The sequence below is a fragment of the Pseudoxanthomonas sp. JBR18 genome, from assembly GCF_028198165.1.
Classification (GTDB): domain Bacteria; phylum Pseudomonadota; class Gammaproteobacteria; order Xanthomonadales; family Xanthomonadaceae; genus Pseudoxanthomonas_A.
The window spans coordinates 4,483,668-4,509,121 of record NZ_CP116339.1 but is presented as its reverse complement, the minus strand read 5'-3'; the positions used below and the strand labels follow the sequence as shown (position 1 = coordinate 4,509,121).

The following is a 25,454-nucleotide window of genomic DNA, read 5'->3' as shown; positions in this document are numbered from 1 at the left end:
TCGAATCAGTGGATGAAGATCAGCGCCAGCAACAGCGGCAGCAACAGGCCCAGGCCGACCATCGGCCAGGTCAGGCGCCGCTGGCGCGCATGTAGTTGCAACAGCAGCAGGCCGGTGAGCGAAAACACCAGGCAGGCCACGGCGAACACGTCGATGAACCAGCTCCACGCGGTTCCGGCGTTGCGGCCCTTGTGCAGGTCGTTGAGGTAGGAGATCCAGCCGCGGTCGGTGGATTCGTACTCCACCTGACCGGTGTCACGGGTCAGGGCCAGCCAGGCGTCGCCACCGGGACGGGGCAGGGACAGGTACACCTCGTCGGCCGACCATTCGGCGCTGCGTCCCACCGTGCTGGTCCCCAGCTCGCTGTCCAGCCAGTCGGCCAGCACGCGCGGCAGGGGCGCGTTGCCGTCCTGACGATCGCCCAGCGACTTCAGCAGTGCCGCCGGCACCGTGGTGGTGCGCTGGGTCACGACCGGCTGGGTCTCGATGCTGGCCGCGTGGTTGAGGGTGATGCCGGTGGCTGCGAACAGCAGCATCCCGATCAGGCACACCGCCGAACTGATCCAGTGCCACTGATGCAGCGTGCGCAGCCAGAAGCCGCGGCGCTGCTGGGCCGACAGAGGGGGGGAAGCCTGGGACAAGGGGGAGGGATGCTCGGGACGAAACGGATCTGGATTACATCACGAATGAGAATCGGTCTCAATTGACGCGATGGCAGCGCGGGCCCACACAGGTCAGGTCTCGGCCCAGCCACGCAGCAGGTTGTGATAGACGCCGGTGAGTTGCAGCACCGCCTGCGCATCGCCGCCGGTGCGCGACAGGGTCTGGATGGCGGTGTCCATCTCCAGCAGCAGGCGACGCTGCGCTTCGTCGCGCACCATCGACTGGATCCAGAAGAACGCCGCCAGCCGTGCCCCGCGGGTGACCGGCGTGACCCGGTGCAGGCTGCTGGACGGATACAGGATCAGGTCGCCCGCCGCCAGCTTGACCTCGTGCTCGCCGTAGGTGTCGCTGACCACCAGTTCGCCACCGTCGTATTCGTCCGGCTCGCACAGGAACAGCGTGCACGACAGGTCCGAGCGCACCTGCGTGCGTGCCTGGCCAGGCCGGTCCAGGGCCATGATTGCACCATCCACGTGGAAGCCGTATTCGCCCCCGCCGGCATAGCGGTTGAAACGCGGCGGCAGCATGCGCAGCGGCAGCGCGGCGGCGAAGAACAAGGGGTTGCGTCCGACCGCGTCGAGCACCTGCTGCCCCAGCTGCTCGCGCAGCGGTGATGCATCGGGCAATTGTTCGTTGCGCTTGACCTGCGCGCCCTGCGCGCCGACGGTCTCGCGCCCGTCGGTCCAGTCCGCCGCGGCCAGCGCCTGTCGCATCTGCCGGAGTTGGCCGGCATCGAGAACATGGGGAATGTGCAGCAGCATCGTGGTGGACCTTGTTGCAATGAGGCACGGGAAGGCGCGCCTTCCCGTGCGGTGGTGTCATCTCGGCGGCAAGACCACCGCTTAGAAGCGGAAGTCCGCGCTGAGCATCACCGTGCGCGGCGCACCGGGTGTATAGCGATAGCCGCTCTTGTTGATCGCCGCCACATAGCGCTTGTCGAACACGTTGTAGCCATTCAGGCGCAGGTCCAGGTGATCGTTGACCGCGTAGGTGGCCACCGTGTCCCACACCGTGTAGGACTTGGTGAACTCTGGCGTGCCCGCCGCGCCATCGGTGCCGCGGTGCATCCGTCCGGAATAGCGCACGCCACCGCCCAGGGTCAGGCCGAAGGGCAGCCGGTAGGTGCTCCAGGCGGTGAAGGCATCGCCCGGCGTGTAGGTCAGGTTGTTGCTGCCGTCCTGGGCGGTGTTGGCGCCTTCGACCACGCGGGTGTCCATGCTGGTATATCCGGCCGAGATCGCCCAGTTGTCGGTCAGCTTGCCCACTGCGGAGACCTCGATGCCCTGCACGCGCTTCTCGCCGGTCTGGGTGGGATTGCCCAGGTCGTCCAGGACGGTGGTGTTGATTTCGTTGGTGACCTCGGTGCGGAACAATGCCATGGTCAGCAGCAGCTTGTCCTGGAGCAGGTTCCATTTGCTGCCGATCTCGGCCGTGCGGGCCTTCTGCGGGTCCAGGTTGGGGTTGTCAGCGCTGCTGGCCGAGCTGCTCAGCTGGAACGAGCTGCCGCCTGGAGGCTGCTGGGACAGCGCGTAGTTCGCATACAGGCTGACCACGTTGCCGACCTTGTACACGCCTCCCAGCTTCCAGTTGACCAGGGTGTCGGAGGCCTTGGCGTCCGCGGACGGGACCACCGTGCCGGTGGGCGCGTCGCCACAGTCCGGGCCGCGTCGGCCACCGCACACCGCCAGGCTGTCGAATTCGGTCCGGTAATGGTCGGCACGCAGGCCGGCGGTGAGCAGGAAGCGCTCGCCGAACTTCAAGGTGTCGAACACGTAGAGCGAGCTGGTCGTGGTCTTGCCCTGGCTGTCGGCACCGTTGTGTTCCCAGGTCAAGCCGGTGGTGTTCCAGTCCGGGTCGTAGAGGTTGGCTGCCGTCCAGCTGCTGCCGTTGGTGACGGCCTGGCCACGCTGATCCTGCTCCTCGCGGGTGAATTCAAGCCCGGTGCTGAGGTTGTGCACGACCGCGCCGGTTGTGAAGTCCGCACGCAGGTTGAGCTGGTCGGTGAGGATGGTGTTCTTCTGGTCCTTGAAGGTGGGCAGGCTGCGGTTGACCGTGTAGCTGGACAGGTCGTCGGCATCGCCGTACTGCACGTTGCCGGTGGCCCCACCGGTGGTCATGAACGCGGTCAGCAGGTAATCCTGCCGGGTCTTGCCCCAGCGTGCGGTGTTGGTCAGCTTGAGCGTGTCGGAGAAGTCATGCTCGAAGCGGAAGGTGGCCATCTGCGCGGTCACATCGTCGTGGTCGGCGCGGGTCCCATAGAAGTTCTCCGGATCCACCGGATGACCGGCGAGCTGCTCCAGCCCCGCCTGCGGCTCCCAGCCGGGCAGGCCGATGGTCGGCACGCCGCCGTCGGGAATGTTGTCCTGCTTGACGTAGAGCAGATTGAGGATCATGCGGGTGTCGCTGCCCAGGCCGGTCACCAGCGAGGGCGCGAAGCCCCAGCGCTTGTTGACCACCTTGTCGCGGCCGGGGACGTCGCTGTCCTGCCACAGGCCGTTGAGCCGCAGCGCGGTGCCGGATGCATCGTCGAGGACCAGGTTGGTGTCGCCGGTCACGCGGCGCTGTCCGTCGATGCCGCCGGTGACCGTGCCGGCGGCCGCGTTGCGCAGGAAGGCCTCCTTGGTGACCAGATTGATCGAACCAGTCGGCGCCGAGCGACCGGTATCGGTGCCGGCCGGACCTTTCTCGACCTCGATCTGCTCGGTGTTGAACACGTCGCGCGAGATCGAGCCGAGGTCGCGGATGCCGTCCACGAAAATGCTGTTGGAGGTGTCGAACCCGCGCATGTAGATCGCATCGCCGGTCGTGGTGCTGCCGTTCTCGCCGGCGTAAAAGGTGCCCACGCCGGGCGAATTGCGCAGGGCCTCGGTGAGCGTGGTCGCGCCCTGCTCGGTGAACAGATCGTTGGTGATCACCTGCAGCGTCTGGGGCGTGTCCAGGATCGGCTGGGTGAACTTGGGCGAGGATACGTTGCGGGCCGCGTAGTCCTTCACCTTGGACGCGGTGACCTGCACTTCGCGCAGCGTGGTGGCGTCAGCGCGCTGGGTCTGCGTATCCCGTGCGGCCTCGGCCGGCAACGGGGCTTCGGCGGCGGCGGCCGGCAGGCACAAGGCCAGGCTGGTGAAGAGGGTAGCGGCGGCAAGCGGACGCGCGTCAGGCGCGTGCTTGCGGGAACGGATCTGCGACATGGGTGGTGGTCGTCCAATGGCTCTATCGAATTTCCCCCATTGGCGATGGCTGACGGGAGTGCGGCGCGCCGTCGCAAGCCGGGCACTGCCCGGTGGCGTGATGGCACGAGTGGCGGGCGGGCCGTGGCCTGCGGACTCCCGTGGACCGGGGCGCAGGCAGGTGGCCGCCGCTGCCGGATCGAATTGTAATGAGAATGATTAGCGTTAACAAGATGTCACGCATCGCGCTGGCCTGCCTTGGCAGGCGCCCGGTCGAAGGCGCGCATGCGTCGCTCCGACGGCGCCGCCAGACACCGTTTCCGAGGCGTTGGCGGATCCAGTCTTGTTGGGCCTGGTTTAGTCGCGGTCGTCGCGCGACCAGACGCCGTCGTGTTCCACCTTGACCGGGAACTTGGGCACCGGCGCATAGGCCGGCGCGCACAGCGGGGCGCCGTCACGGATGTCGAAGCGTGCGCCATGCAGCACACATTCCACACTGCCGGCCTCCGCATCGAAGGTGCCCGCCGCGCTCAGTTCGAACTCGGCATGGCTGCAGCGGTCCTCCAGCGCATAGAGGTCACCGTCCAGGTTGAACACCACGATCGGCGTGCCGGTCACCTCGTCGAAGGTGCTGCGCATCTCCCCGGGCAGCAGCTCTTCGGTGGAACAAACGAAAGTCCAGGTCTCGCTCACAGGCCGCTCCTAGGCAAGAGATTTTTCCAGGACTTCGAAGCGCAAGTCATCGCGCAGCGGCGTGCCGAAGCGCGCATCGCCGTAGGGAAAGGGCTTGAAGGTGCCGGTGCGCACGTAGCCTCGGCGCTCGTAGAAGGCGATCAGGCTCTCGCGCACGTCGATCACGGTCATGCGCATGCGGTCCACGCCGAACTCCTCGCGCGCCACGCGCTCGGCCTCGATCATCACGTCCTTGCCGATGCCCGCGCCCTGCAGCTCCGGTCGCACCGAGAACATGCCGAAATAGCCGGCCCCGTCCTCGCGCGCGACATGCACGCAGGCGACCAGCGCGCCGTCGCGATGGGCGAGCAGCACGCGGCTGTCGGGGCGGGTGAGGTCGTGGGCCAGCACCTCGCGGTCGATGCGGTTGCCGTCGAGCAGGTCGGCCTCGGTGGTCCAGCCGACGCGACTCGCCTCGCCACGATAGGCGGAGGTCACCAGCGCGGTGATGGCGTCGATATCGGCGACGGTGGCGTCGCGGAAGGTCAGGGTGTGCATGGGCGCATTGTAAAACGCCGGCTGGCGAACAGCCGCATCGATGACGCCCTGAGGCCAGGCGGATCCGTAGAGCGGAGCTTGCTCCGCTGCTCTCCGACCGGGTCACAGGAAAGTCCCCAGCCTGTAGAGCGGAGCTAGCTCCGCTTCTCACCGACCAAGTCAGGAAGAAAGCTCCAGCGGAGCAAGCTCCGCTCTACGAGAGCCTTCCTCGACAGGCGCAAACGGCGCCTGCGCTCAGCCCAGCAGCGTGCGTGCCTTCTTCAGTGCGGCCACGAAGCCCTCGATCTCCTCGTGGGTGTTGTAGAAGGCCAGCGAGGCGCGCAGCGTGGCGGCTACGCCGAAATACTGCAGCAGCGGATGCGCGCAGTGCTGGCCCGAGCGCACGGCCACGCCATCCAGGTCGAGCAGGGTGGCCAGGTCGTGCGCGTGGGCGCCATCGATCAGGAAGGACACCACCGCGGCCTTGTCCGGCGCGGTGCCGAAGATGCGCAGGCCGTCGATGCGCTGCAGTTCTTCGGTGAGGTGGGCGAGCAACTCGGCCTCGCGCGCGCGGATCGCGTCCATGCCGATGGCGCCCAGGTAGTCCAGTGCCGCGCCCAGGCCGACGAAGCCGGCGATGTTGGGCGTGCCGGCCTCGAACTTGTGTGGCACCTCGTTGAAGGTGGTGCGCTCGAAGCTGACCTCCTTGATCATCTCGCCGCCGCCGATGAACGGCGGCATCGCATCGAGCAGCTCGCGCCGCGCCCACAGCGCGCCGGTGCCGGTGGGGCCGCAGACCTTGTGCCCGGTCATCGCATAGAAGTCGCAGCCGATCGCGGCCACGTCCAGCGCCATGTGCGGGGCGGCCTGCGAGCCGTCGACGACGGTGACGATGCCGGCCTTGCGCGCGGCCCTGCAGATCTCGCGCACCGGGTTGACTGTGCCCAGGACGTTGGAGACGTGGGCCACCGCCAGCAGCTTCACTTGCGGGGTCATGGCCTTGTACAGCGCGTCCAGGTCCAGGCTGCCATCGGGCAGGATCTCCGCCACCTCCAGCCTGGCGCCCGTACGCTGGGCGATGAGCTGCCACGGCACGATGTTGGCATGGTGCTCCATGCGCGAGACCAGGATGACGTCGCCTTCCTTCAGGTTCGGCAGCGCCCAGGAATAGGCTACCAGGTTGATGGCGAACGTGGTCCCGCTGCACAGCACCAGCTCGTCGGCGCGCACGCTCATGAAACGCGCCAGCGTCTTGCGTGCGCCCTCGTAGGCGTCGGTGGCCTCGGTGCCCAGTGCGTGCACGGCGCGGCTGACATTGGCGTTCTGGCGGCGGTAGAAGCCATCGACCGCCGCGATCACCTCGACCGGCTTCTGCGAGGTGTTCGCGTTGTCGAAGTAGATCAGTGGCTTGTCGTTGACTGCGCGGGTGAGCAGCGGGAAATCCAGGCGGATGCGATTCCAGTCCGGCGCCCGGGACTGCGCGGTGGTGGCTGCGGCGGGTTGCTGCACGATGTTCACGCGGCACCAGCCTGGCGCAGCGCCGTGTCCAGGATGCTGGTCAACTGCGCGCCCAGGGCTTCATCTTCCAGCACGGCCAGCGGCTCGCGGCAGAAGGCCGCGGTCAGCAGGCGCTGCGCATCGGCCTGCGGCAGCCCGCGCGAGCGCAGGTAGAACAGCGCATTGGCATCCATCCGGCCCACGGTCGCGCCGTGCGCGGCCTGGACCTCGTCGGCGTGGATTTCCAGCACCGGCTGGGTGTCGATCTCGGCGGTGTCGGATAGCAGCAGGTTCTTGTTGGACAGGCGGGCGTCGGTGCCGTCGGCGCCTTCGCGGATCAGGATGCCGCCATGGAACACCGCGCGACCGCGGCCGGCGCCCAGGCCGCGCCAGGTCAGGCCGCAGCTGGTGTCGCGGGCGATGTGGTCGATGCCCAGACGCGTATCGACGTGGCGGCGGCCACCGGCCAGCAGCACGCCGTTGGCATCCAGACGCGCGCCTTCTCCTTCCAGGCGCACGTTGAGCTCATGTCGCGACAGCGCCGCGCCCAGTTCCAGATCGACGCGCTTGTAGACCGCCTCACGTGCCAGCACCGCATCGGTGCGCAGCAGGCTGGTGGCCTTTTCGGCCTCGTGCTGGGCGCGCGCGTGGACCAGCTGCGCACCCTGGGCCAGATGCACGTGGGTCAGCGCGTTGGACAGGTGCGCGTGCTCGCCGGCGGCGAGGTGATGCTCGACGACCCGCAGGCGCGCACCGGCGCGCAGTTCGATCAAGTTGCGCAGGTGCCAGGCGCGGTCGGTGGTGTCACTCGCGCCCACGAAGACCAGCTGCAGCGGCGTGGCGACCTGCGCCCCGGCCTCGACCCGCAGCAGCACGCCTTCGGCGGCCAGCGCGGCGTTGAGCCGGGCGAAGATCTCGTCGTTGCGCTCGAACCGGCGCGCGAGGAAGCGCGCGGCATCGCCGCCGTCGGCCAGCGCCTGCGACAAACGCTGCACGCTGACGCCGTCGCCCAGGCCCGTCAGGTCGGACAGCGATTCGGCGTGGCAACCATTGACGAACACCAGGCGCGGGGTGGGGATGTGCGCGAGCAGCGCGGCATCCACCTCCGGCGCCGTCTCGACCGGCGCGAAGCTGCGACGCTCCAACATGCGCAGCGAGGTGTACTTCCACGCCTCGTCGCGCTGGCTCGGCAGGCCGACGGCAAGGGCGTCATCCAGCACAGAACGGCGCGCGGCATCGCCCGCGAAGGCAGCTGCCAGGGAGTCCAGCAAGGCGCTCATGCCGCTGTTTCCGGGGTCACGCGGTCCTTCAGCCAGGCGTAACCGTGGGCTTCCAGCTCCAGGGCCAGTTCCGGACCGCCGGTCTGGACGATCTGCCCGTCGGCCAGCACATGCACCACGTCCGGCTTGATGTAGTCCAGCAGGCGCTGGTAGTGGGTGATGACCAGGAACGAGCGGCCGGCGCTGCGCAGCGCATTGACGCCTTCGGCCACAGCCTTGAGCGCATCGATGTCCAGGCCCGAGTCGGTCTCGTCCAGGATTGCCAGCTTCGGCTCCAGCACGGCCAGCTGGAAGATCTCGTTGCGCTTTTTCTCGCCACCGGAGAAGCCCTCGTTGACGCCACGGTGCAGCAGCTCGTCCTTCAGGTGCAGTACGGCCAGCTTCTCGCGCACCAGCTTGAGGAACTGCATCGAATCCAGCTCAGGTTCCCCGCGCGCCTTGCGCTGGGCATTGAGCGCCGCGCGCAGGAAGTAAGTGTTGTTCACGCCCGGAATCTCGACCGGGTACTGGAAGGCCAGAAAGATGCCCGCCGCGGCGCGTTCTTCCGGCTCCAGCGAAAGCAGGTCGGCGCCTTCGAACTGCACGCTGCCGGCGGTCACGTCATAGCCATCGCGCCCGGACAGGATGTTGCCCAGCGTGGACTTGCCCGCGCCGTTGGGGCCCATGATGGCGTGCACTTCGCCCGGCTTCACCTCCAGCGAGAGGCCCTTGAGGATGTCCTTGCCGGCAACGGCGGCGTGGAGGTTGTCGATCTTCAGCATGATGATGTCCATCTGATTCTTTTGGCCCTCTCCCGGCGGGAAGGGGTTGGGGTGAGGGGTCGGGCGAAGTCTGGCGGAATCGGATCACGAGGCTTGGCCCGTGTCCTCATCCCGAACCTGCAATTGCAGGCTCACCTCGCGCCACCTTCTGCTCCGAGGGCACCGAGTCCCTCAGGGAGAAGGAAACACGTCAGCCGACGCTGCCTTCCAGCGAGACTTCCAGCAGCTTCTTGGCCTCGACGGCGAACTCCATTGGCAGCTCGCGGAAGACCTGCTTGCAGAAGCCGTCGACGATCATCGACACCGCGTCCTCCTCGCTGATGCCACGCGCGCGGCAGTAGAACAGCTGGTCGTCGCTGATCTTGGAGGTGGTCGCCTCGTGCTCGACGGTGGCGCCGGGGTTCTTCACCTCGATATAGGGGAAGGTGTGGGCGCCGCACTGCTTGCCGATCAGCAACGAATCGCACTGGGTGTAGTTGCGCGCGCCGTCGGCGCCCTTGTCCACCTTGACCAGGCCGCGGTAAGTGTTCTGGCCGCGGCCGGCACTGATGCCCTTGCTGACGATCTTGGACTTGGTGCGCTTGCCGATGTGGATCATCTTGGTGCCGGTGTCGGCCTGCTGGCGGTGGTGGGTCAGCGCCACCGAGTGGAACTCGCCGGACGAATCGTCGCCGAGGAGCACGCAGGACGGATACTTCCAGGTGATCGCCGAACCGGTCTCGACCTGGGTCCAGGTCACCTTGCTGCGATCGCCACGGCATTCGGCACGCTTGGTGACGAAGTTGTAGATGCCACCACGGCCTTCCTCGTCGCCCGGATACCAGTTCTGCACGGTGGAATACTTGATCTCGGCGTCTTCCAGCGCGACCAGTTCGACCACCGCGGCGTGCAGCTGGTTCTCGTCGCGCATCGGCGCGGTGCAGCCTTCCAGGTAGGAGACGTAGGCCTTGTCCTCGCAGATGATCAGGGTGCGTTCGAACTGGCCGGTGTGGCCGGCGTTGATGCGGAAGTAGGTGCTCAGCTCCATCGGGCAGCGCACGCCCTTGGGGATGAACACGAAGCTGCCGTCGGAGAACACCGCCGAATTGAGCGCGGCGAAGTAGTTGTCGCCGACCGGCACCACCGAGCCCAGGTATTGCTTGACCAGCTCGGGATGTTCCTTGATCGCCTCGGACATCGAGCAGAAGATCACGCCCTTCTCGGCCAGTTCCTTGCGGAAGGTGGTGCCGACCGAGACCGAGTCGAACACCGCGTCCACCGCCACGCCGGCCAGCCTGGCGCGCTCGTGCAGCGGCACGCCCAGCTTGTCGTAGGTATCCAGCAGCTCCTGCGGCACCTCGTCCAGCGACTTGTACTTGGGACCCTTGGGCGCGGAGTAGTAGCTCAGCGCCTGGAAGTCGATCGGGGCGATCTTGAGCTTGGCCCACTCGGGCATCGGCATCTTCAGCCAGTGGCGGTAAGCCTCCAGGCGCCACTGCGTCATCCACTCCGGCTCGTCCTTCTTCGCCGACAGGGCACGGACGATGTCCTCGTCCAGGCCGGCGGGCAGCGAGTCGGACTCGATGTCGGTGATGAAGCCGGCGTCATAGCGGCGGCCGAGCTGCTGGACGATCTCGGCGTTGCGCAGCGGCGCTTCGGGAAGTTGGGTTGCTTCGGTGGCCATGTGGGCTGCCTACGGTTTCAGCTGGCGACGCGCGCGGCGATGGAGCGCCGGCGTGTCTCGGTGGAAGGGGAGGGCGGCGCAGGCTGGAGCATCTGCGCCAGGGTCATGCCGCGCAGGGCGTCGGCGACCACGTCGTTGATCAGGCGCCAGTTGGCGCGCGCCCCACATTGGTGGGCGATGCCGCATTGGCTGTCCTGCTGGCTGCACTCGGTGATGGCCAGCGGTCCTTCCATGGCCTCGATGATCTGGACCAGGGAGATGTCGACGGCCGGATGCGCCAGCCGGTAGCCGCCATGCACGCCACGCAGGCCTTCGACCAGGCCTGCCTGGGCCAGCGGCTTGAGCACCTTGCTCACGGTGGTGGCTTCCAGGCCGGACGCCTCGGCCAGTTCGGTGGCACTGAGGACTTCGCCGGTACGGCCGGCCAGGACGGTCAGCAGTACGGTGGCGTAATCGGTGAGTTTGGTGACGCGCAGCATGGGAGTGGGTCGCGCGGGGCGACAGATCGAAACTGGACCGAAATTGTACGCTTTCGGTCCGCGCGGCTCAAACGGCGGGGTCGGGCCCGTTCAGGAGGCGGGCGCTTCCCGCGTCGGCAGCACCAACTGGAGATAGGGCGGGGCGGGGGTCTGGCCAGGCGGAAGCGCAGCAGGCGCCGGCGTCCCGGCCGGGCCCAACGCGCGGATGAAGTGATAGATCGCGCGCCGGTCCTCTTCATGCATCTGCCGCAGCATGTAGGCCGGCATCAACGGGCGCGCCTGCAGGGTGGCGGTGTAGGCGAGCCATCCGGCCTCGTCGAGCCGGTCCACCGTCAGACGCAGGTTGGTGCCGTAGCTGGTGCCCCAGGGGCCGACGAAGCCCTCGCGGTTGCCCAGCAGCCATTGCGATGTCGGAATGTCTCCGCCACGCGCGCCGTAGTCCTGAGTGTGGCAGTCGTTGCAGCCGCCGATGCGGACCAGGTATTCGCCGCGTGCGGCCAGGTCCCTGGCCTGCGCCTGCGTGTCGGGCTGGGGAGTTGCGGCGCTTTGGTGGCAGGCAGCCAGGCACAGGACGCTGGCCAGGGCCACGATGAGAGCGAAGATCTGACGTGTCTGCATGGGCGCGGTCTCGGCCGGATTGTCGAAACTCAAGACGCGGCGCACGGTTGTGAGCGGCCAAAGGGGGCGCCAGTGGCACGAAGCGGGCACCGCAGCCACAATGCCCCGGTCACTTACACCTTCGGACCTTTCGATGCCGCGCAAGATCGCCACCCGCAAATCCGTTATCCACGGCAACGGCATGTTCGCCGTGGCCCCGATCAAGAAGGGGGAGCGGCTGATCGAATACAAGGGCGAGCGGCGGACCCATGCACAGGCGGACCGCGACAGTGGCGGTGACGTGGAGAGCGGCCATACCTTCCTGTTCACGCTCAACGACAAATACGTCATCGACGGCGCGCGCGGCGGCAACAGCGCACGCTGGATCAACCACAGCTGCGACCCCAACTGCGAGGCACTGATCGTCGAGCACGATGGCAAGGACCGGCGCAAGGATCAGGTGGTGGTCGAGGCGCTGCGCAACATCAAGGCCGGCGAAGAGCTGACCTACAACTACGGCATCACCCTGGAAGAGCCGCACACCGCGCGCCTGAAGAAGATCTGGGCCTGTCGCTGCGGCTCCAAGAACTGCACCGGGACCATGCTCCAGCCCAAGCGCTGAGTAGGGACTTTGCTTGCCATCCGGCGCCGGCCTTTGGCCTGCCGTGACCGCACAGATGCGTCGGGACCGTAAAAGGTTGCAATGACTGATGCCAGTCGGCGCCCTGCCGACCGGTGCCTAGTCTTCACCTCCGACGGGCATCGGCCCAAAGGGAGGAGGCGCGCATGCGCATTGCAATGTTGGCTGTTGGGATCGGGCTGGCGCTGGCCTGGCAGGCCGGCGCCGTGGAGATCGACGGACGGATCGATCCGGACGAGTGGGCCGGGGCCCGCCACGTCACCGATTTCCGCCAGGTGCAGCCGCTGACGCGCGCGCCGGGCAGCCAGCCGACCGAGGCGTGGATCCTGGCCACCCCCGATGGACTGGCCGTGGCCGTGCGCTGCGTGCAGCCGCCAGGCGTGCCGCGCACCCACCAGAAGGTGCGCCGCGACTTCGAGGACCAGGTCGACCGGGTCAACCTGATGATCGACTTCGATGGCGATGGCAGGACCGGCTACAACTTCGTGGTCTCCTCCACCGATGGCATCAAGGACGCGGTGATCACCAACGAGAACACCTTCAGCGACGACTGGGACGGTAGCTGGCGTCATGCCGTCAGCGAGGACGCGCAGGGCTGGTCGGTGGAGGTGCTGATCCCCTGGTACACCGCGCCGATGCACAAGGCCTCCGGTGATACGCGCCGGATGAAGCTCTACGTGGACCGGGTGATCGGCGCGACCGGCGAGCGCATGGCGTGGCCGGCGGCCAGCTTCGACCGGCCGCGCTTCCTGTCCGAGTTCGCCCCGGTGGAGGTCGCCGACTACGCGCAATCGCTGCTGGCGGTCACGCCCTATGTCTCGGGCCTGTACGACCGCGCGCACGGGGACACGGCATTCGACGGCGGAGTCGACGTGTTCTGGAAGCCCAACGGGCAGTTTCAGATGACCGCCACGGTCAACCCGGACTTCGGCCAGGTCGAGAGCGACGACCTGGTGGTCAACTTTGGCGCCACCGAAACCTACGTCAGCGACAAGCGCCCGTTCTTCACCGAGAACCAGGGGCTGTTCGAATTCACCACCCCCTCGGATTTCAGTCAGTTGCTCTATACCCGGCGCATCGGCGGTCCCTCGGACGATGGGCGCGGGGCGGCCGACATCACCGCGGCGGTCAAGATCAATGGCAGCCTGGGGGCGACCAAGTACGGCGTGTTCTACGCCGACGAGGACGGGGAGGCAGGGCGCAGTTTCCGCGCGCTGCGGCTGGTGCGCGATTTCTCCGACCAGAACCTCGGGCTGATGCTGACCCAGGTCGATCGTCCGTGGCTGGATCGCAAGGCGACGGTGCTGGGCGTGGACCACAACTGGCGGCCCAACGCGCGCTGGAACGTGCGCACGCGCCTGATCGGCAGCCAGATCGATCAGCAGGGCGCGACCAGCCGCGACAGCGGGGCCACGGTGTGGGCCGATTACGAGATGGACCATGGCTGGCGACAGCAGTGGATCGCCATGCACTTCGGCAACGACCTGCAGCTCAACGACGCGGGCTACCTGTCGCAGAACAGCCTCAACTACGCGCACTGGGAGGTGCGTCGACGCTTCCCGGACCAGCCGGCCGATTCGCGCTATTCGTCCAAGGACTGGCGCTGGCGGATCAGCCAGGTCAACAACGACCACGGCGAGGTGCTCAACAAGCAGCTGCGCATCAGCCGCCAGGGGCGCCTGCGCGATGGCAGCGTCGAATACGTCCAGGCCAATTTCAACGATGCCGGCGTCGACGACCTGCTGACCCGCGGGCATGGTTCGGTCGAGCAGCCGTTCAATACCCAGCTGGTCTACGAGTACAGCCGTCCGCGAAAAGGACCCTGGGCGCATGAGCTGGAGCTGTGGACCAGGCGCGGTGCCATCTCCGATCCGGGCGCCTTGAGCTATAGCGTGGATTACACGGCGACCTATTTCATCAATGACGATTTCAGCGTGTACCTGGGGGGCTACGCCGACCATACGCCGGCCTGGTCAGTGTGGCAGCGCGACAATCTGGTTGGCCTATACAGCGGGCGCGAGTGGCATCTCAACGCCGGGCTGACCTGGAACCTGGCCAACCGCCAGGAACTGCGGGTGAAGCTGCAGGCGCTGGCCATCGACGCCGACGCCAGCGGTGCCTACCGCGTCGTGGGAACGCGGGCGTTGCGCAGCGACGAGGACGTGTCGGATTTCAGCGTGCGCAACCTGGGCTTCCAAGTGCGCTATCGCTACGAAGTGGCGCCCATGTCGGACCTGTACGTGGTTTATGCCCGCGGTGGCTACGACGAGACCGATCGTAGCGATGCCATCGGAAGCCTGCTGAGCGACGCGCTGCGGCTGCACGACGACGAGCAGCTGCTGGTGAAGTTCAGCTACCGCTTCGAACTCTAGGCCGGCACGCCTGTCATAGGCGGGCGGCGTTGCATGCGCGACACTGCGGCGCAATCCCTCTTGGAGTCGTGCCATGTCCCGTTCCCTCGAAGGCCAGGTCGCCGTCATCACCGGTGCTGCCAGCGGCATCGGCAAGGCCCTGGCGCAGTCCCTGGCGCGCGCCGGTGCCGCCGTTGCCATCGCCGACCTCAACCTGGAAGGCGCGCAGCAAGCCGCCACGCAGATCCAGGCCGATGGCGGTCGTGCGCTGGGCGTGGCGATGGACGTGACCGACGAGGCGGCCGTCAACGCCGGCATGGCCCAGGTCGAGCAGGCGCTGGGGCCAGTGGACATCCTCATCGCCAATGCCGGTGTGCAGATCGTCCATCCGATCCAGGCGTTTCCTTTCGAGGCATGGAAGAAGCTGCTGGCGATCCATCTGGATGGCGCCTTCCTGACCACCAAGGCGGTGCTGCCCGGCATGTACGCACGCAAGCGCGGCACGGTGATCTACATGGGCTCGGCGCATTCGCACGAGGCCTCGCCGCTCAAGTCGGCTTACGTCACCGCCAAGCATGGCCTGCTGGGCCTGGCGCGGACCCTGGCCAAGGAAGGCGGGCCGCACGGCGTGCGCAGCCACGTGGTCTGCCCGGGCTTCGTGCGGACTCCGCTGGTGGAAAAGCAGATCCCCGAACAGGCACAGAGCCTGGGCATCAGCGAGGACGAGGTGATCAAGCGGGTGATGCTGGGCAACACCGTCGATGGCACGTTCACCACCCTGGAAGACGTGGCCACCACGGTGGAGTTCCTGTGTGCATTCCCCAGCAATGCGCTGACCGGGCAGAGCATCCTGGTCAGCCACGGCTGGCACATGGGGTGAGCGCAGACGTTCAGGCCGCGTCTGCGCGCGTGGCGCGGACGTTCATGGGTATCGAATGCCGGCAGGACCAGCATGGAGATCCTCTTTCAACCGGAGTTTTCCCATGACCGACCTGACAGGCAAGACCGTCGCCATGCTGGCCACCGATGGCTTCGAGCAATCCGAGCTCACCGAGCCGAAGCATCGCCTGGAAGCGCTGGGCGCGAAGGTCGATGTGGTGGCGTTGGACGGGCAGGACAGCATCCGTGGCTGGGACAAAAAGGACTGGGGCGAGTCGGTCAAGGTCGATCGACAGCTCGGCAAGGCCAATGCAGGCGATTACGACGCGCTCGTGCTGCCGGGCGGGGTGATCAATCCTGACCACCTGCGTCGTGAGGCGGCGGCGGTGGCCTTCGTCAAGGCATTCGCGGCAGATGACAAGCCGGTGGCGGCGATCTGCCATGGCCCGTGGATGTTGGCCGAGACTGGGCTGGCCAAGGGGCGTCGGCTGACCTCGTGGTCGTCGTTGAAGACCGACCTGACCAACGCCGGCGGACGCTGGGAGGACAGTGAGGTGGTGGTCGACGGCAAGCTCATCACCAGCCGCAATCCCGACGATATCCCTGCTTTCAGCAAGGCGATCGCCGACGCATTGGCGAGCTGAATCGGGATAGGGGCGTGCCGACCGGAACGCGATGCCCCCAGAAGCCAAAAGGCGCGATCTTCCGATCGCGCCTTTTCTTTGCTCCAACTTTCGCCCGAAACTACTGCGCTGCTTCCTTCGAGGAAGCAGCCGAGGCGACGGCGTCCGGCTCGAAGCCTTCCAGTTCGGCTGAGTCCAGGTGCCAGCGGCGCTGTTCGGGCGTGGCGCCATCTGCCATCACTGCGCGCAGGGTGAAGCTGCCCCGGTAATGACGCACGCTTCCGTCGGTCTGGGCGGCGGCCAGTTCCACCGGTACCCGGATATAGCGCGATCCCGCCGCGCCTTCCTGGTCGAACGCCTTGCCGACCTGCGCCTGCACGGACGCGGTCTTGCCATAGCCCTTGGAGAAGACCTCATAACTCTGGCGGCTGGCCGCGCCATCGTTGCCCCATTGGGCGTAGGCCAGTGGGTAGTCCTTGTCGTTGATCGCCTCGTAGTAGCGCCGCACCGTGTCCTCGGCCGCCTCGGGCGTGGCGGCCATGCTTGCGGCCTTGGGATCCTGGTCGGGAGCGGTGAGGTCGCCCTCGGCCTTGTCCATGATGGCCGCAGGCACCGGCGAGGCCTGCGGCTCGGTGATCGCGGCGACGGACGCATCGGGCCCTGCGGGCGTCGATGTCGGACTGGCGGTGTTGGCGGACGGGCCGCACGCGGCAAGCGCAATCAGCGCCGTCGCGCCCACGGCAAGCAGGGCCAGACGCCCCCGGATTCGGTCACGGCGCATCGCTCAACTCCGGCATGCCGACAGGCTGGTTGAAATGGACCACGATCTTTCCGCCCTCCACGCGCGTCGATTCCACGCGCAGGTTGCCGAAGTTGGCCAGCAGCTTTGGATCGAGCTGATATAGCGGTTCAGTGCTCGCGTAGTCCTGCAGGAACAGGCTGACCAGCTGGCGATCGCGGCTTCGCAGCTCGCCGCCATGGGTCGGGACCACGCGATCGACACTGGGCGCGTCCAGGAAGACGGCCATCTTGTCGGCGTCATAGCGCAGGCCGCTGCTCAGCCACACCCGGCCCAGCGGATTGCCGCTGGCACTGGCGTCGAACTGCATCTGGACGCGATCGCCTCCCTCGGGGATGGTGAGCTGCGGGTTGCTCGCCGTCATTGAGACCAGCCCGCCGAGGGCCTGGAACTGCCGTGGGAACTCGGACTGCAGGTAGCCCTGCACCTGCTCGGCCGAGACGGCCAGATCCTGGGAAGGCTTGCCCTGTGCCCAGGCGGCCGCCGCAGTGCTGACGGCCACCAGCGCCAAGGCGACAACGCCGGCGCGGATGCGCGTGACGATCGATGGCTTCATGCGAGTATCCCGAGTGGCTGCGCTTGGATTCGTGCTGGACACGATAAGCACGCGCGGTGAACCGGGCCTCAATCGAGCTGCGGATGGAGGGAGGCCGTGGTGATTTCCCAGTGGCTGGCGTCCGCCGCACGGCGTACGCGATACCAGCCGCGCCACTGCTGCACGCCACCATCGCGATCGGCGACGCGAAGCCGCACCGGGACCTCGAATGACTGGGACGGAACCTGGTCCGGATCGAGCGGAACCGGTGCGTCGGTGTTGATGCGCATCGAGCGCGGCCCCAGCGCGCGCAGAGCGGCATCATCCGGAACGGGCGGCGGCTTGCCGCCCACCCAGAGCGCGTCTGCGGCCACCGTGTCACCGGTCGCCAGGGCACCGAGGTAGCGCTGCATCAGATCGCCGGCTTCCGACATCGCGCTGCGTTGCGCTTGCAGGGCCTCGGTCCGGGCCTGGCGCGCCTTGAGTTCAGCTGCGTCGACGGCATGCGGCGCGGCCGCTGGCGGCTGTGGGCTCGCCTCGCGGTGGATGGCGTCCGGGTCGGGCTTGCGGCTGCATGAGCAGGCGCCAAACGACAGGCTCAAGGCAAGGAAGAGCGCGATGCGCATCGAAAGTTCCGTCAGCGACGATGCGGCGCAGTCTAGCGGCAGCGGCGTGGCGCCGCCGCGCTGGGTTCAACGGCGTGGGTCGATCCCGGCGATGAAGCGGTCGAGCACCGGTTCGAGGGTGTCGAACGGATCTTCCTGCGCGTTCCGATGGGCATGGGCCAGGTCGCGCAGGACGCGACTGGCGACCAGCGTCGCGGCGCGCTCATCGGCACTGAGCTGACGGTGGCGCTGGGAGTGGTGCATCAGCCGCAGCCAGTCCTGGCTGGCGCGGTGTTCGAACTCGATGCTGCAGCGGTCGACGCAGGGATAACCGTCGTCCTGAACGGGCGTGATGGTGATGCGGTAGCGATGGGGGCGTTGCTCGTGCATGGCGCTCACGGCGGTGAAGGCATGCGCCCACGTTAGGAAACCGCAGAGCCGGCGGCGAGCGGGCGGGGCGCGACTCAGTGTTCCAGCCCTTCCTGCTCCGTGCCGGCACGCAGCGCGGGCAGCGGGTTGCGCGCGCCGGCGGCACCGTAGATGCCGTAATGCAGGTGGGTCGGCGTACCGCGCGCGTTGCCGCTGTCGCCGACGTAACCCAGCAAAGTCCCCGGCAGGACGCTCTGTCCTTCATGCAGGCCATCGGCCCATCCCTGCAGATGCGCGTGGTAATAGCGCTCGCGGCCGGGCCCCAGCACCCAGACCTGGCGCCCACCGAGTCCGCCATCGCGGATCGAGGTGACCACGCCGGGTGTCGCACTGCGCACCGGCGTCCCGCGTGGGGCAAAGATGTCCACGCCGGCATGGGTGCGCGTGCGGCCGCGCGGCGCGCCGAAGGTGTCCGCGATACGGCGGGCGATGACGCCATCGACCGGGGAGGGCAGGGCGGAGGCCGGTTCCATGCGCGAGATGCGCCAGAGCATGCGCGGGGTCTCCAGGAACGGCTGGCGCCAGGCCCACGCAGCGGCCAGACCCAGCGCGCCCATCAACAGCAGCGGGCGAATGGCGCGCCACGCCTGTCGGGCCGGGGAGGTGTCGTGAGAGACGGTGGACATGCGCCACAGCCTGGCCCAGGGACGATGAGTGCCCGATCAATCCGTTGTAGCGCCGCCCAAACGAAGAACGGGACGGCTCGCGCCATCCCGTTCTGGAAGCCTGTTGGAAACGCGCCTGTGGATCAGGCGGCGGAATCCTTCAGGGTCTTCAGGAAGGTGCACTTGAGCTTGGTGGAGGCCGGCTTGGCGGCGAACCACTGCTCTTCCTTGGTGAAGGGGTTGATGCCCTTGCGCTTGGGCTTGGCCGGGACGCTGACGGTCTTGATCTTCAGCAGGCCTGGCAGGGTGAAGCTGCCTGCGCCCTTCTTGCTGACCGAGCCCTGGACGGTGGCCTGCAGCGAGCTCATCACCGCGCGGACGTCCTTCGGGGCCACGCCGCTGGTCTCGGCGATGTGCGCCACCAGGCCGGACTTGGTCAGGGTTTCCTTGATGGGCTTGGGAGCGGCGGGTTTGGCGGCGGTCTTGGCGGCGGTCTTGGCGGCCTTCTTCGGCGCTACCTTCTTGGTGGTCTTTGCCATATGTGTCCTGATGTCCCGTGTTGGGTGAAGTATTCGGGCCGAAACGGTCGGCATGCGGAATGTAGGGCAAGAGTCCGCGCGCGCCAAGGGGAAAAACGGCTTTTTTCGGGTCTTTCCAGCGATTTTTCGACCAATGGGGCAATCGCCGGCGCGCGCAGCACGTGCATGGTCGTGACCGCGGCGCGCCAGGAGCATCGCGCCGCGCATGTGCGATGCCACGCGCGGCGCACGGTGTACTCACATCCTGGGCGTTAGCCTGCCGCTCCTTTCTCTCGTTCCAAACAGGAGTAACGCCATGGGTATTTCACGTCCGGCCACCGCACATTGGGAAGGCGATCTGAAGTCCGGCAAGGGCAGCATCTCCACGCCGCAGAGCGGCCTGATGGGCGCAACCCCGTACGGCTTCAATAGCCGCTTCGGTGATCAGAAGGGCACCAATCCCGAAGAACTGATTGCTGCAGCGCACGCGGGCTGCTTCACCATGGCGCTGTCCAACATGCTGACCGAGGCAGGCTCGCCGCCGACCTCGCTGGATACCCGTGCCGAGGTCGATCTGTCGATGGAAGGCGGGCCGACGGTGTCGCACATCCGGCTCAAGGTGAAGGGCGTGGTGCCAGGCATCGATGCGGCCAAGTTCAAGGAGATCGCCGAGAACGCCAAGGAGAACTGCCCGGTTTCCAAGGCGCTCAAGGCGGTGCCGATGAGCCTGGAAACAGAGTTCGCCAGCTAAGGCAAACCACGCTGCCAGGCCCAGGCAGCTGTCGCAGGGTTGAATGCGGCAACGCGGGCCTGGCCGGTTCAGGACCGTTTCACCCCGCTGGATCGACGATGCTCCGGCGCCACGCTGGCGCTGGAGACTCCATCATGATCCGCTCGACCTGTTCCGTTCTCCTGCTTGGCCTGGTGTGCATTGGCCCGGCATCGGCCCAGTCTCGCTACGCCGATTACTACAGCCAGCATTACGTGGCCGGCGACGCGCAACGCGGCGACGCACGCGATGGGTATGACGATCGTGACAGCGGCGCCGACGACTACGCCCGCGTGGTGCGTGTGGACCCGATCATCGCGCCGCCGCCTCCGCCCTCCCAGCAGTGCTACGACCGGCCTGCGGACGACACCTACACGCGCGGCGGGGATTACTACGATGGCGGTAATGACCGCCAACCCACCCAGGGTGGGCGGACCGCGGCGACCATCTTCGGCGGTGTGGTCGGCGCCGTGGTGGGCAGCCGCTTCGGTGGCGGCACCGGTCAATTGCTCGGCACGGCCGTGGGCACTGCCGCCGGCACCGTGGCGGGGCAATCGGTCTACGACAATACCCACACCTCTCGCGGCACCGTTCGGGTCTGTGAGCCGGTCGCCGATCGCCGCGATGGCGAGGTCGAAGGCTATGATGTCACCTACGAATACGCCGGCCGTCAGTACCACACTCGCACCGCCTATCACCCGGGCAACCGCATCCGCGTCCACGTGGACGTCGTCGCCGTGCAGGACTGAGCAACTCCAGCAAGTACGGGGGATCTGCCGTACCAAGGGGCCGCAAGGCCCCTTGCTTTTGCCCGTCTCAGGGAGCCGGGCGGGCCAGCAGATATAACCCGGTGGCCTCCTCGGGCGCGTCCGGGTCCGGTCCCGCCGCAGCGGTGATGGCCAGCTGGCGATCGCCACCCACGGCCAGGCTGGTCGGCCACGCCATCGGCAAGCCCACCACTTCCTGCATCATGCCGCCCTCTGCAGAGAACCGGGCCACGGCCCAACCCCCGTAGAGGGCCACCCAGACATCGCCGTGTGCGTCGGCCGCCAGGCCGCGCACTTCGCCCGACGCCTTGGGGATGACGGCGAGGCGGCGGATGCGTGCATCGCCCGGGCGCATCTCGTAGAGCGTGCCGGAGGTGGCGCTGGCGGCGAACAGGCGGGTGCCGTCGGGATTCCAGCACAGCGCGTCGATGCGGTCGTCGATCCGCCAGCCGGGGACGGCGATGCCGATATGCAGCCAGGTAGCGATGCGATAGCCGCCGGCCGGATCGGGGGTGACCTGCCATTCGCGTCCGTCCGGTTGCACGCACGCGGCGATGGGGGCGGCATGGCCGCGGGATTCGAGCTGGCGCTGCGCCAGCGCACCTTCGAAGTCCAGGCGCAGCATGCCTTCGCCGTGGATCACTTCCAGTCCGCTCGGCGTCGCATTGAGGCCACGCGCCTGGACCGGGAGCGAGGCCAGGATCCGGTCGCCGCCGGCATCGGCGCGATGGAGGGTGCCGCTGTGGACATCGACCCAGTACCAGCAGCCGCGGCTCGCCGACCAGGTGACGAAGTCCGCCCCGCGTGCCGGCGCGCCGGCGACGCGCTGAACCTGATCGTCATAGGTGACTTCCACCGTGCCGGCCAGGCGTTCGCCGATGCGCTGCGCGGCCTCCATCAGCTCGGTCCCGAACTGGGCCATGCGTTCGGGCGTGAAGCGCGCGGTGGCCCCGGACAGGCTCAGCGCGCCGCGCACCTGGCCCTGCATGTCGCGCACGACGGTGGCCACGCAGCGGGCGCCCAGGCGGCTCTCCTCGTCGTCGATGGCGTAGCCGGCGTCCTTGACCTTGGCGATCATCGCGGCGACCTGGTCGCGGCTGGTCGCGCTGTTGGGCGTGAACGGGGTCATGTCCAGGCGCGCCAGCAGCGGGTTGCGCTCGCCGTTGCGCATCGCGGCCAGCAAGGCCTTGCCGGCGGCGGTGACGTGCAGCAGCCGGCCCTGGCCGACGTGGGTGTCGCCCTGCGAGCGGTGCGCGCCCGGGGTGCGCTCCAGCGCGATGACTTCCACGCCATCGCGCACCCACAGGCAGGTCGTTTCGCCAGTGATGGCGCGCAGGTAGTTCAGTTCGATGTTGGCGGCCACCACCAGCTGCGGCGCCGGATGCGACTCGCGGCTGAGTTGCAATGCGCCGAAACCCAGCCGGTAGGCGCGGCGCGAAGACTCGCGCCGGACCAGGTTGCGCTCGATCAGGCCACTGAGCATGCGGTAGGCGGTGGTGCGCGGCAGCTGCACCTGCTGGGCGATCTCGGCGAAGGTGACACCCTTGGGCGAGGTGCCGATGGCCTCCAGCACGTCCAGCGCACGCTCGATGGTGCCGGTCGCCTTGCGCGGGTGATCACTCATGTCGCCGGTCATCCTGGCCGATTGGCCGATGTGGGGCAGTGAAGGGGCGCCCGCGGGTCATGGGGCGGTGCGCATTGTGGGCGAAATCGCCGGGTGTTGGCGATGCGTCTTCGGCATCGTGACCGTCGAATCGGGCATGCAGGCGGGGCACTGCGCGGCGGATTACCAGTCCAGGTGGCCGGTGACCACGGTCTGCACCTGTCCGCCGGACCAGACCTCGCCGTCGGTGTCGATGTGCAGTTCCAACAGGGCATCGAAGCCCACCTCACGGCCCTGACTGGCCACGTAGCGGCCATCGCGCCCGGGCAGCGCGCCGCGGCTGTCCAGCCACGCAGCCAGCACCGCGTTGGCCGCGCCTGAGGCCGCATCCTCGAAGCGCCGGCCATTGCCGACGAAGGCGCGCACCGCCAGCTGATAGTCGGCGTTGCCGGGGACGCGGGCGTAGGCGAACACGCCCATCGCACCGGTGGACTCGGCCAGCGTGGCGATGGCGTCCCAGTCCGGCGCCAGGCCGCGCAGGGTGGCCTCATCGGCCAGTTCCACGACCCACCATTTGCGGCCGCCGTCCATCAGCGCGGGCGACAGTGCACCCAGCGGCCAGCCGGCGATGGCCGGGACCAGACGCGCGTCGCCCGCATCGACGATTTCCGCCACCGAGGCACGTGGCACGCGGATGGCGATGCGCTGCATGCCGTCGATCGTGTCGACCCGCAAGGGCAGGCGCCCGGCGATGCCGTCCTGCACCAGCATTCCGTCCCGCACCTGGGCGATGCCCGCGGCCAGCGCGGCATGCGCGGTGCCGACGCTGGGATGCCCGGCGAAGGGGACTTCCTTCTGCGGGGCAAACATGCGCAGCCGATAGCTGGCGCCGTCGTCGGATGCGGGGAAGACGAAGGTCGTTTCCGGCAGCTTGGTCCAGCGGGCGATGGCCTGCATGGCGGCCTCGTCCAGCCCCTCGGCATCGAGCACCACGGCCAGGGGATTGCCGCAGCCCGCACGCGGCGAGAACACATCGACCTGGAGAAAACGGCGCAGAGGCATCGGGGGGATGATCGGTTTGGAACGGGCGTGCAGGGTAGCAAGCCGGACGCACCCGGGCGTTCTACCAAGTCAGCCGGGCCTGAAGGACCAGTTGCACCTGGCCGCCGATCCAGGCTTCGCCTTGGTCGTCGATCTGGACGTCCACGCGGCCGTCGCGCCCGACCTCGCGGCCCTGACTGGCGCGATAGCGGCCTGCATGGCCCGGCAGGCGGCCTTCGGCCTGCAGGCGTGCGGCGATGCAGGCGTTGGCGCTGCCGGTGACCGGGTCTTCCGGCGTGCCGGGAGCGTCGAGCGGGCAGAACGCGCGGACGACCATGTCATGGTCGTCGCCCGGTTCCAGCGCGTAGAACGCCAGGCCGGTGGCATCGCTGGCGCGCGAGAGGGCGCCGATGGCGGCCAGGTCCGGCTGCAGGGCGCGCAGCGCGGCGGCGTCGGCCAGCTCCACCAGCCACCAGCCCGGGCCGTTGTCCCACAGAGCCGGCGGATGTGCCGACGCAGGCCATGCCTGCTGCATGCGGGTCAGCGCAGCGACGTGCTCGGCTCCCGTTCGACGCTGGAACGCGCGGGGGGCGCGCACGTGCAGGCGCCGGGTGTCGCCCTCGCGCTGCACGCGGACCGGCAGCAGGCCCTTGGCGCAGCGCTGGACCAGGGCGCCTGCGCGGTCGTGTGCCAGCCCCAGTTCCAGGGCGGCCCACGCCGCACCGACACTTGGGTGCCCGGCGAAGGGTAGTTCGCAGCCCGGGGTGAAGATACGGATGTGGTAGTCCGCATCCGCGCCTGGCGGCAGGAAGAACACGGTTTCCGGCAGGGCCAGCCACGCGGCGATGGCCTGCATGTCGGCCGTCTCCAGACCTTCGGCATCCACTACCACGCCCAGGGCATTTCCCGCGCCTGGCCGGTCGGCGAAGACATCCAGCTGGAGGTAGCGTCGGGATCGCGGCGCGGCGGTCACCACACCAACTGGCCCTGGATCACCGGTTGCACCTGGCCGCCGATCCAGACCTCGTCCTCATGATCGACGTGCAACTGCACAACGCCGTCGCGTCCCAACTCGCGTCCCTGGCTGGCCACATAGCGACCCTCCTGGCCCGGCAGGCTGCCGGAAGCGTGCAGATAGGCGGCAATGGCGCCATTGGCGCTGCCGGTGACCGGATCCTCGGCCACACCCACCCCAGGCGCGAAGGCGCGAACGGCCAGCGCATAGGGCTGGTCCTGGCAGCGGGCGAACAGCGCCAGCTTGCCCTTGCCGGGCAACTGGGCGATGCGGGCCAGATCGGGTTCAAGGGCGCGCAGTGCCGCTTCGCTGGCCAGTTCCAGCAGCCACCAGTCCGGCCCGTTGTTGTAGAGCACCGGCGCCAGCGACCCACGCGCGGCGCCAAACACCGTCGGTGCCAGCAGCCAGGTCGGCGTGGGGACATCGTGCCGGTGCACCGCGCGCGGCGTGCGCACGGCGATCCGGCGTACACCGTCGACCACCGACACCCGGACCGGCAGCAGGCCGGCGCCGCATTGCTGCACCAGATCCACCGTGGTCGCGCCGGGCTGGCGATTCTGTGGGTTGACCAGGTCCAGTTCCAGCGCGGCCCAGGCCGCGCCCACGCTGGGGTGTCCGGCGAAGGGCAACTCGCCCTTCGGAGTGAAGATGCGCACGTGATAGTCCGCGCCATAGCCACCGCGCGGCTGGAAGAACACCGTCTCGGACAGGTTCAGCCAGGCGGCCAGGGCCTGCATGCCGGCCGTGTCCAATCCATGCGCATCGACCACCACGCCGAGCGGATTGCCGGCGCCGGGGCGGTCGGCGAAGACATCCAGTTGCAGGTAGCGGCGTTGGATCATGCGGTGGATCCTGTCGGCGGAGCGGGAAGGTCGGGCGCGCGAGAGGCCCTGTGGTGGTTGATAGCACGCCCCGGTCGGGAGGTTCCATTAGAATCGGGGGTTCCGCCCACGCGGGCG

General features: G+C 68.0%; 27 protein-coding genes. 6 read left to right on the top strand and 21 right to left on the bottom strand.

Features of this window, described 5'->3' with window-relative positions; all coding sequences use genetic code 11:
- Nucleotides 1-5: 5 nt before the first annotated feature.
- The 11 genes from PJ250_RS20175 to PJ250_RS20125 form a co-directional block, all read right to left on the bottom strand.
- Entirely contained in the window at nucleotides 6-641 is a 636-nt protein-coding gene (locus tag PJ250_RS20175) for a PepSY-associated TM helix domain-containing protein (protein WP_271646415.1), read from the bottom strand.
- A 93-nt stretch (nucleotides 642-734) separates the two neighbouring features.
- Complete coding sequence (locus PJ250_RS20170) at nucleotides 735-1,424, bottom strand: Fe2+-dependent dioxygenase (RefSeq protein WP_271646414.1); 690 nt, start codon at nucleotides 1,422-1,424, stop codon at nucleotides 735-737.
- 81 nt (nucleotides 1,425-1,505) lie between these two features.
- Nucleotides 1,506-3,851 carry a catecholate siderophore receptor Fiu gene (locus PJ250_RS20165; protein ID WP_271646413.1) on the bottom strand — a complete coding sequence of 782 codons (2,346 nt, stop codon included), beginning with the start codon at nucleotides 3,849-3,851 and terminating at the stop codon, nucleotides 1,506-1,508.
- A 336-nt stretch (nucleotides 3,852-4,187) separates the two neighbouring features.
- Nucleotides 4,188-4,523, bottom strand: a complete 336-nt coding sequence (locus PJ250_RS20160; protein ID WP_271646412.1) for a non-heme iron oxygenase ferredoxin subunit — start codon at nucleotides 4,521-4,523, stop codon at nucleotides 4,188-4,190.
- 9 nt (nucleotides 4,524-4,532) lie between these two features.
- Entirely contained in the window at nucleotides 4,533-5,060 is a 528-nt protein-coding gene (locus tag PJ250_RS20155; RefSeq protein WP_271646411.1) for a GNAT family N-acetyltransferase, read from the bottom strand.
- A 234-nt stretch (nucleotides 5,061-5,294) separates the two neighbouring features.
- The gene (locus tag PJ250_RS20150) at nucleotides 5,295-6,548 is read right to left on the bottom strand and encodes a cysteine desulfurase (protein ID WP_271648719.1); all 1,254 of its coding nucleotides are present in this window, start codon (nucleotides 6,546-6,548) and stop codon (nucleotides 5,295-5,297) included.
- Between the two features lie 5 nt (nucleotides 6,549-6,553).
- Complete coding sequence (gene sufD / locus PJ250_RS20145; protein WP_271646410.1) at nucleotides 6,554-7,816, bottom strand: Fe-S cluster assembly protein SufD; 1,263 nt, start codon at nucleotides 7,814-7,816, stop codon at nucleotides 6,554-6,556.
- Nucleotides 7,813-8,577: a Fe-S cluster assembly ATPase SufC gene (gene sufC, locus PJ250_RS20140; protein ID WP_271648718.1), complete on the bottom strand. Its 765-nt coding sequence runs from the start codon at nucleotides 8,575-8,577 to the stop codon at nucleotides 7,813-7,815. Before sufC ends, sufD begins: the two co-directional genes overlap by 4 nt.
- A 190-nt stretch (nucleotides 8,578-8,767) precedes the next feature.
- Nucleotides 8,768-10,240: a Fe-S cluster assembly protein SufB gene (sufB, locus tag PJ250_RS20135; RefSeq protein ID WP_271646409.1), complete on the bottom strand. Its 1,473-nt coding sequence runs from the start codon at nucleotides 10,238-10,240 to the stop codon at nucleotides 8,768-8,770.
- 17 nt (nucleotides 10,241-10,257) lie between these two features.
- Nucleotides 10,258-10,719 carry an SUF system Fe-S cluster assembly regulator gene (locus PJ250_RS20130; protein WP_271646408.1) on the bottom strand — a complete coding sequence of 154 codons (462 nt, stop codon included), beginning with the start codon at nucleotides 10,717-10,719 and terminating at the stop codon, nucleotides 10,258-10,260.
- Between the two features lie 90 nt (nucleotides 10,720-10,809).
- The gene (locus PJ250_RS20125; protein WP_271646407.1) at nucleotides 10,810-11,337 is read right to left on the bottom strand and encodes a cytochrome C; all 528 of its coding nucleotides are present in this window, start codon (nucleotides 11,335-11,337) and stop codon (nucleotides 10,810-10,812) included.
- A 133-nt stretch (nucleotides 11,338-11,470) separates the two neighbouring features.
- Here PJ250_RS20125 and PJ250_RS20120 point away from each other — a divergent pair, with 133 nt between their 5' ends.
- The 4 genes from PJ250_RS20120 to PJ250_RS20105 all read left to right on the top strand — a co-directional run bounded on the left by PJ250_RS20120 (nucleotide 11,471) and on the right by PJ250_RS20105 (nucleotide 15,830).
- The gene (locus PJ250_RS20120) at nucleotides 11,471-11,938 is read left to right on the top strand and encodes an SET domain-containing protein (protein WP_271646406.1); all 468 of its coding nucleotides are present in this window, start codon (nucleotides 11,471-11,473) and stop codon (nucleotides 11,936-11,938) included.
- 164 nt (nucleotides 11,939-12,102) lie between these two features.
- Entirely contained in the window at nucleotides 12,103-14,328 is a 2,226-nt protein-coding gene (locus PJ250_RS20115; RefSeq protein WP_271646405.1) for a DUF5916 domain-containing protein, read from the top strand.
- A 73-nt stretch (nucleotides 14,329-14,401) separates the two neighbouring features.
- Nucleotides 14,402-15,187 carry a 3-hydroxybutyrate dehydrogenase gene (locus tag PJ250_RS20110; RefSeq protein WP_271646404.1) on the top strand — a complete coding sequence of 262 codons (786 nt, stop codon included), beginning with the start codon at nucleotides 14,402-14,404 and terminating at the stop codon, nucleotides 15,185-15,187.
- A gap of 103 nt (nucleotides 15,188-15,290) precedes the next feature.
- On the top strand, nucleotides 15,291-15,830 hold the full coding sequence (locus PJ250_RS20105) for a type 1 glutamine amidotransferase domain-containing protein (protein WP_271646403.1): 540 nt from the start codon (nucleotides 15,291-15,293) through the stop codon (nucleotides 15,828-15,830).
- 100 nt (nucleotides 15,831-15,930) lie between these two features.
- On the opposite strand, the gene PJ250_RS20100 is transcribed toward PJ250_RS20105, so the two are convergent.
- The 6 genes from PJ250_RS20100 to PJ250_RS20075 all read right to left on the bottom strand — a co-directional run bounded on the left by PJ250_RS20100 (nucleotide 15,931) and on the right by PJ250_RS20075 (nucleotide 19,321).
- Nucleotides 15,931-16,590 carry a hypothetical protein gene (locus tag PJ250_RS20100; protein ID WP_271646402.1) on the bottom strand — a complete coding sequence of 220 codons (660 nt, stop codon included), beginning with the start codon at nucleotides 16,588-16,590 and terminating at the stop codon, nucleotides 15,931-15,933.
- The gene (locus tag PJ250_RS20095) at nucleotides 16,580-17,164 is read right to left on the bottom strand and encodes a YceB family lipoprotein (protein ID WP_271646401.1); all 585 of its coding nucleotides are present in this window, start codon (nucleotides 17,162-17,164) and stop codon (nucleotides 16,580-16,582) included. The genes PJ250_RS20100 and PJ250_RS20095 overlap by 11 nt, the downstream gene beginning before the upstream one ends.
- A 68-nt stretch (nucleotides 17,165-17,232) precedes the next feature.
- Nucleotides 17,233-17,769, bottom strand: a complete 537-nt coding sequence (locus tag PJ250_RS20090) for a hypothetical protein (RefSeq protein WP_271646400.1) — start codon at nucleotides 17,767-17,769, stop codon at nucleotides 17,233-17,235.
- A 66-nt stretch (nucleotides 17,770-17,835) separates the two neighbouring features.
- Nucleotides 17,836-18,138 (bottom strand): DUF3861 family protein, encoded by a 303-nt coding sequence (locus PJ250_RS20085; protein ID WP_271646399.1) that lies wholly within the window; start codon nucleotides 18,136-18,138, stop codon nucleotides 17,836-17,838.
- A 74-nt stretch (nucleotides 18,139-18,212) separates the two neighbouring features.
- Complete coding sequence (locus PJ250_RS20080) at nucleotides 18,213-18,734, bottom strand: M23 family metallopeptidase (RefSeq protein ID WP_271648717.1); 522 nt, start codon at nucleotides 18,732-18,734, stop codon at nucleotides 18,213-18,215.
- Nucleotides 18,735-18,925: 191 nt separating this feature from the next.
- Nucleotides 18,926-19,321, bottom strand: a complete 396-nt coding sequence (locus PJ250_RS20075) for an HU family DNA-binding protein (protein WP_271646398.1) — start codon at nucleotides 19,319-19,321, stop codon at nucleotides 18,926-18,928.
- A 295-nt stretch (nucleotides 19,322-19,616) separates the two neighbouring features.
- On the opposite strand from PJ250_RS20075, the gene PJ250_RS20070 reads away from it, so the two are divergent.
- Both PJ250_RS20070 and PJ250_RS20065 read left to right on the top strand, forming a co-directional pair.
- Complete coding sequence (locus PJ250_RS20070; RefSeq protein WP_271646397.1) at nucleotides 19,617-20,051, top strand: OsmC family protein; 435 nt, start codon at nucleotides 19,617-19,619, stop codon at nucleotides 20,049-20,051.
- Nucleotides 20,052-20,185: 134 nt separating this feature from the next.
- Nucleotides 20,186-20,818, top strand: a complete 633-nt coding sequence (locus tag PJ250_RS20065; RefSeq protein ID WP_271646396.1) for a glycine zipper 2TM domain-containing protein — start codon at nucleotides 20,186-20,188, stop codon at nucleotides 20,816-20,818.
- A 67-nt stretch (nucleotides 20,819-20,885) separates the two neighbouring features.
- On the opposite strand, the gene PJ250_RS20060 is transcribed toward PJ250_RS20065, so the two are convergent.
- The 4 genes from PJ250_RS20060 to PJ250_RS20045 form a co-directional block, all read right to left on the bottom strand.
- Nucleotides 20,886-22,460: an IclR family transcriptional regulator domain-containing protein gene (locus PJ250_RS20060; protein ID WP_271646395.1), complete on the bottom strand. Its 1,575-nt coding sequence runs from the start codon at nucleotides 22,458-22,460 to the stop codon at nucleotides 20,886-20,888.
- 162 nt (nucleotides 22,461-22,622) lie between these two features.
- The gene (locus PJ250_RS20055; RefSeq protein WP_271646394.1) at nucleotides 22,623-23,501 is read right to left on the bottom strand and encodes a PhzF family protein; all 879 of its coding nucleotides are present in this window, start codon (nucleotides 23,499-23,501) and stop codon (nucleotides 22,623-22,625) included.
- Nucleotides 23,502-23,562: 61 nt separating this feature from the next.
- Nucleotides 23,563-24,453 carry a PhzF family protein gene (locus tag PJ250_RS20050; RefSeq protein WP_271646393.1) on the bottom strand — a complete coding sequence of 297 codons (891 nt, stop codon included), beginning with the start codon at nucleotides 24,451-24,453 and terminating at the stop codon, nucleotides 23,563-23,565.
- Nucleotides 24,450-25,337 (bottom strand): PhzF family protein, encoded by an 888-nt coding sequence (locus PJ250_RS20045; RefSeq protein WP_271646392.1) that lies wholly within the window; start codon nucleotides 25,335-25,337, stop codon nucleotides 24,450-24,452. The genes PJ250_RS20050 and PJ250_RS20045 overlap by 4 nt, the downstream gene beginning before the upstream one ends.
- Nucleotides 25,338-25,454 lie beyond the last annotated feature (117 nt).

Excerpts from the sequence above, each read along its gene's own strand:
- PJ250_RS20170 (WP_271646414.1), bottom strand. The coding sequence starts at position 1,424 with ATGCTGCTGCACATTCCCCATGTTCTCGATGCCGGCCAACTCCGGCAG.
- PJ250_RS20165 (WP_271646413.1), bottom strand. The coding sequence starts at position 3,851 with ATGTCGCAGATCCGTTCCCGCAAGCACGCGCCTGACGCGCGTCCGCTT.
- PJ250_RS20155 (WP_271646411.1), bottom strand. The coding sequence starts at position 5,060 with ATGCACACCCTGACCTTCCGCGACGCCACCGTCGCCGATATCGACGCC.
- sufD (WP_271646410.1), bottom strand. The coding sequence starts at position 7,816 with ATGAGCGCCTTGCTGGACTCCCTGGCAGCTGCCTTCGCGGGCGATGCC.
- sufC (WP_271648718.1), bottom strand. The coding sequence starts at position 8,577 with ATGCTGAAGATCGACAACCTCCACGCCGCCGTTGCCGGCAAGGACATC.
- sufB (WP_271646409.1), bottom strand. The coding sequence starts at position 10,240 with ATGGCCACCGAAGCAACCCAACTTCCCGAAGCGCCGCTGCGCAACGCC.
- PJ250_RS20130 (WP_271646408.1), bottom strand. The coding sequence starts at position 10,719 with ATGCTGCGCGTCACCAAACTCACCGATTACGCCACCGTACTGCTGACC.
- PJ250_RS20125 (WP_271646407.1), bottom strand. The coding sequence starts at position 11,337 with ATGCAGACACGTCAGATCTTCGCTCTCATCGTGGCCCTGGCCAGCGTC.
- PJ250_RS20120 (WP_271646406.1), top strand. The coding sequence starts at position 11,471 with ATGCCGCGCAAGATCGCCACCCGCAAATCCGTTATCCACGGCAACGGC.
- PJ250_RS20115 (WP_271646405.1), top strand. The coding sequence starts at position 12,103 with ATGCGCATTGCAATGTTGGCTGTTGGGATCGGGCTGGCGCTGGCCTGG.
- PJ250_RS20110 (WP_271646404.1), top strand. The coding sequence starts at position 14,402 with ATGTCCCGTTCCCTCGAAGGCCAGGTCGCCGTCATCACCGGTGCTGCC.
- PJ250_RS20105 (WP_271646403.1), top strand. The coding sequence starts at position 15,291 with ATGACCGACCTGACAGGCAAGACCGTCGCCATGCTGGCCACCGATGGC.
- PJ250_RS20100 (WP_271646402.1), bottom strand. The coding sequence starts at position 16,590 with ATGCGCCGTGACCGAATCCGGGGGCGTCTGGCCCTGCTTGCCGTGGGC.
- PJ250_RS20095 (WP_271646401.1), bottom strand. The coding sequence starts at position 17,164 with ATGAAGCCATCGATCGTCACGCGCATCCGCGCCGGCGTTGTCGCCTTG.
- PJ250_RS20090 (WP_271646400.1), bottom strand. The coding sequence starts at position 17,769 with ATGCGCATCGCGCTCTTCCTTGCCTTGAGCCTGTCGTTTGGCGCCTGC.
- PJ250_RS20085 (WP_271646399.1), bottom strand. The coding sequence starts at position 18,138 with ATGCACGAGCAACGCCCCCATCGCTACCGCATCACCATCACGCCCGTT.
- PJ250_RS20080 (WP_271648717.1), bottom strand. The coding sequence starts at position 18,734 with ATGGGCGCGCTGGGTCTGGCCGCTGCGTGGGCCTGGCGCCAGCCGTTC.
- PJ250_RS20075 (WP_271646398.1), bottom strand. The coding sequence starts at position 19,321 with ATGGCAAAGACCACCAAGAAGGTAGCGCCGAAGAAGGCCGCCAAGACC.
- PJ250_RS20070 (WP_271646397.1), top strand. The coding sequence starts at position 19,617 with ATGGGTATTTCACGTCCGGCCACCGCACATTGGGAAGGCGATCTGAAG.
- PJ250_RS20065 (WP_271646396.1), top strand. The coding sequence starts at position 20,186 with ATGATCCGCTCGACCTGTTCCGTTCTCCTGCTTGGCCTGGTGTGCATT.
- PJ250_RS20060 (WP_271646395.1), bottom strand. The coding sequence starts at position 22,460 with ATGAGTGATCACCCGCGCAAGGCGACCGGCACCATCGAGCGTGCGCTG.
- PJ250_RS20055 (WP_271646394.1), bottom strand. The coding sequence starts at position 23,501 with ATGCCTCTGCGCCGTTTTCTCCAGGTCGATGTGTTCTCGCCGCGTGCG.
- PJ250_RS20045 (WP_271646392.1), bottom strand. The coding sequence starts at position 25,337 with ATGATCCAACGCCGCTACCTGCAACTGGATGTCTTCGCCGACCGCCCC.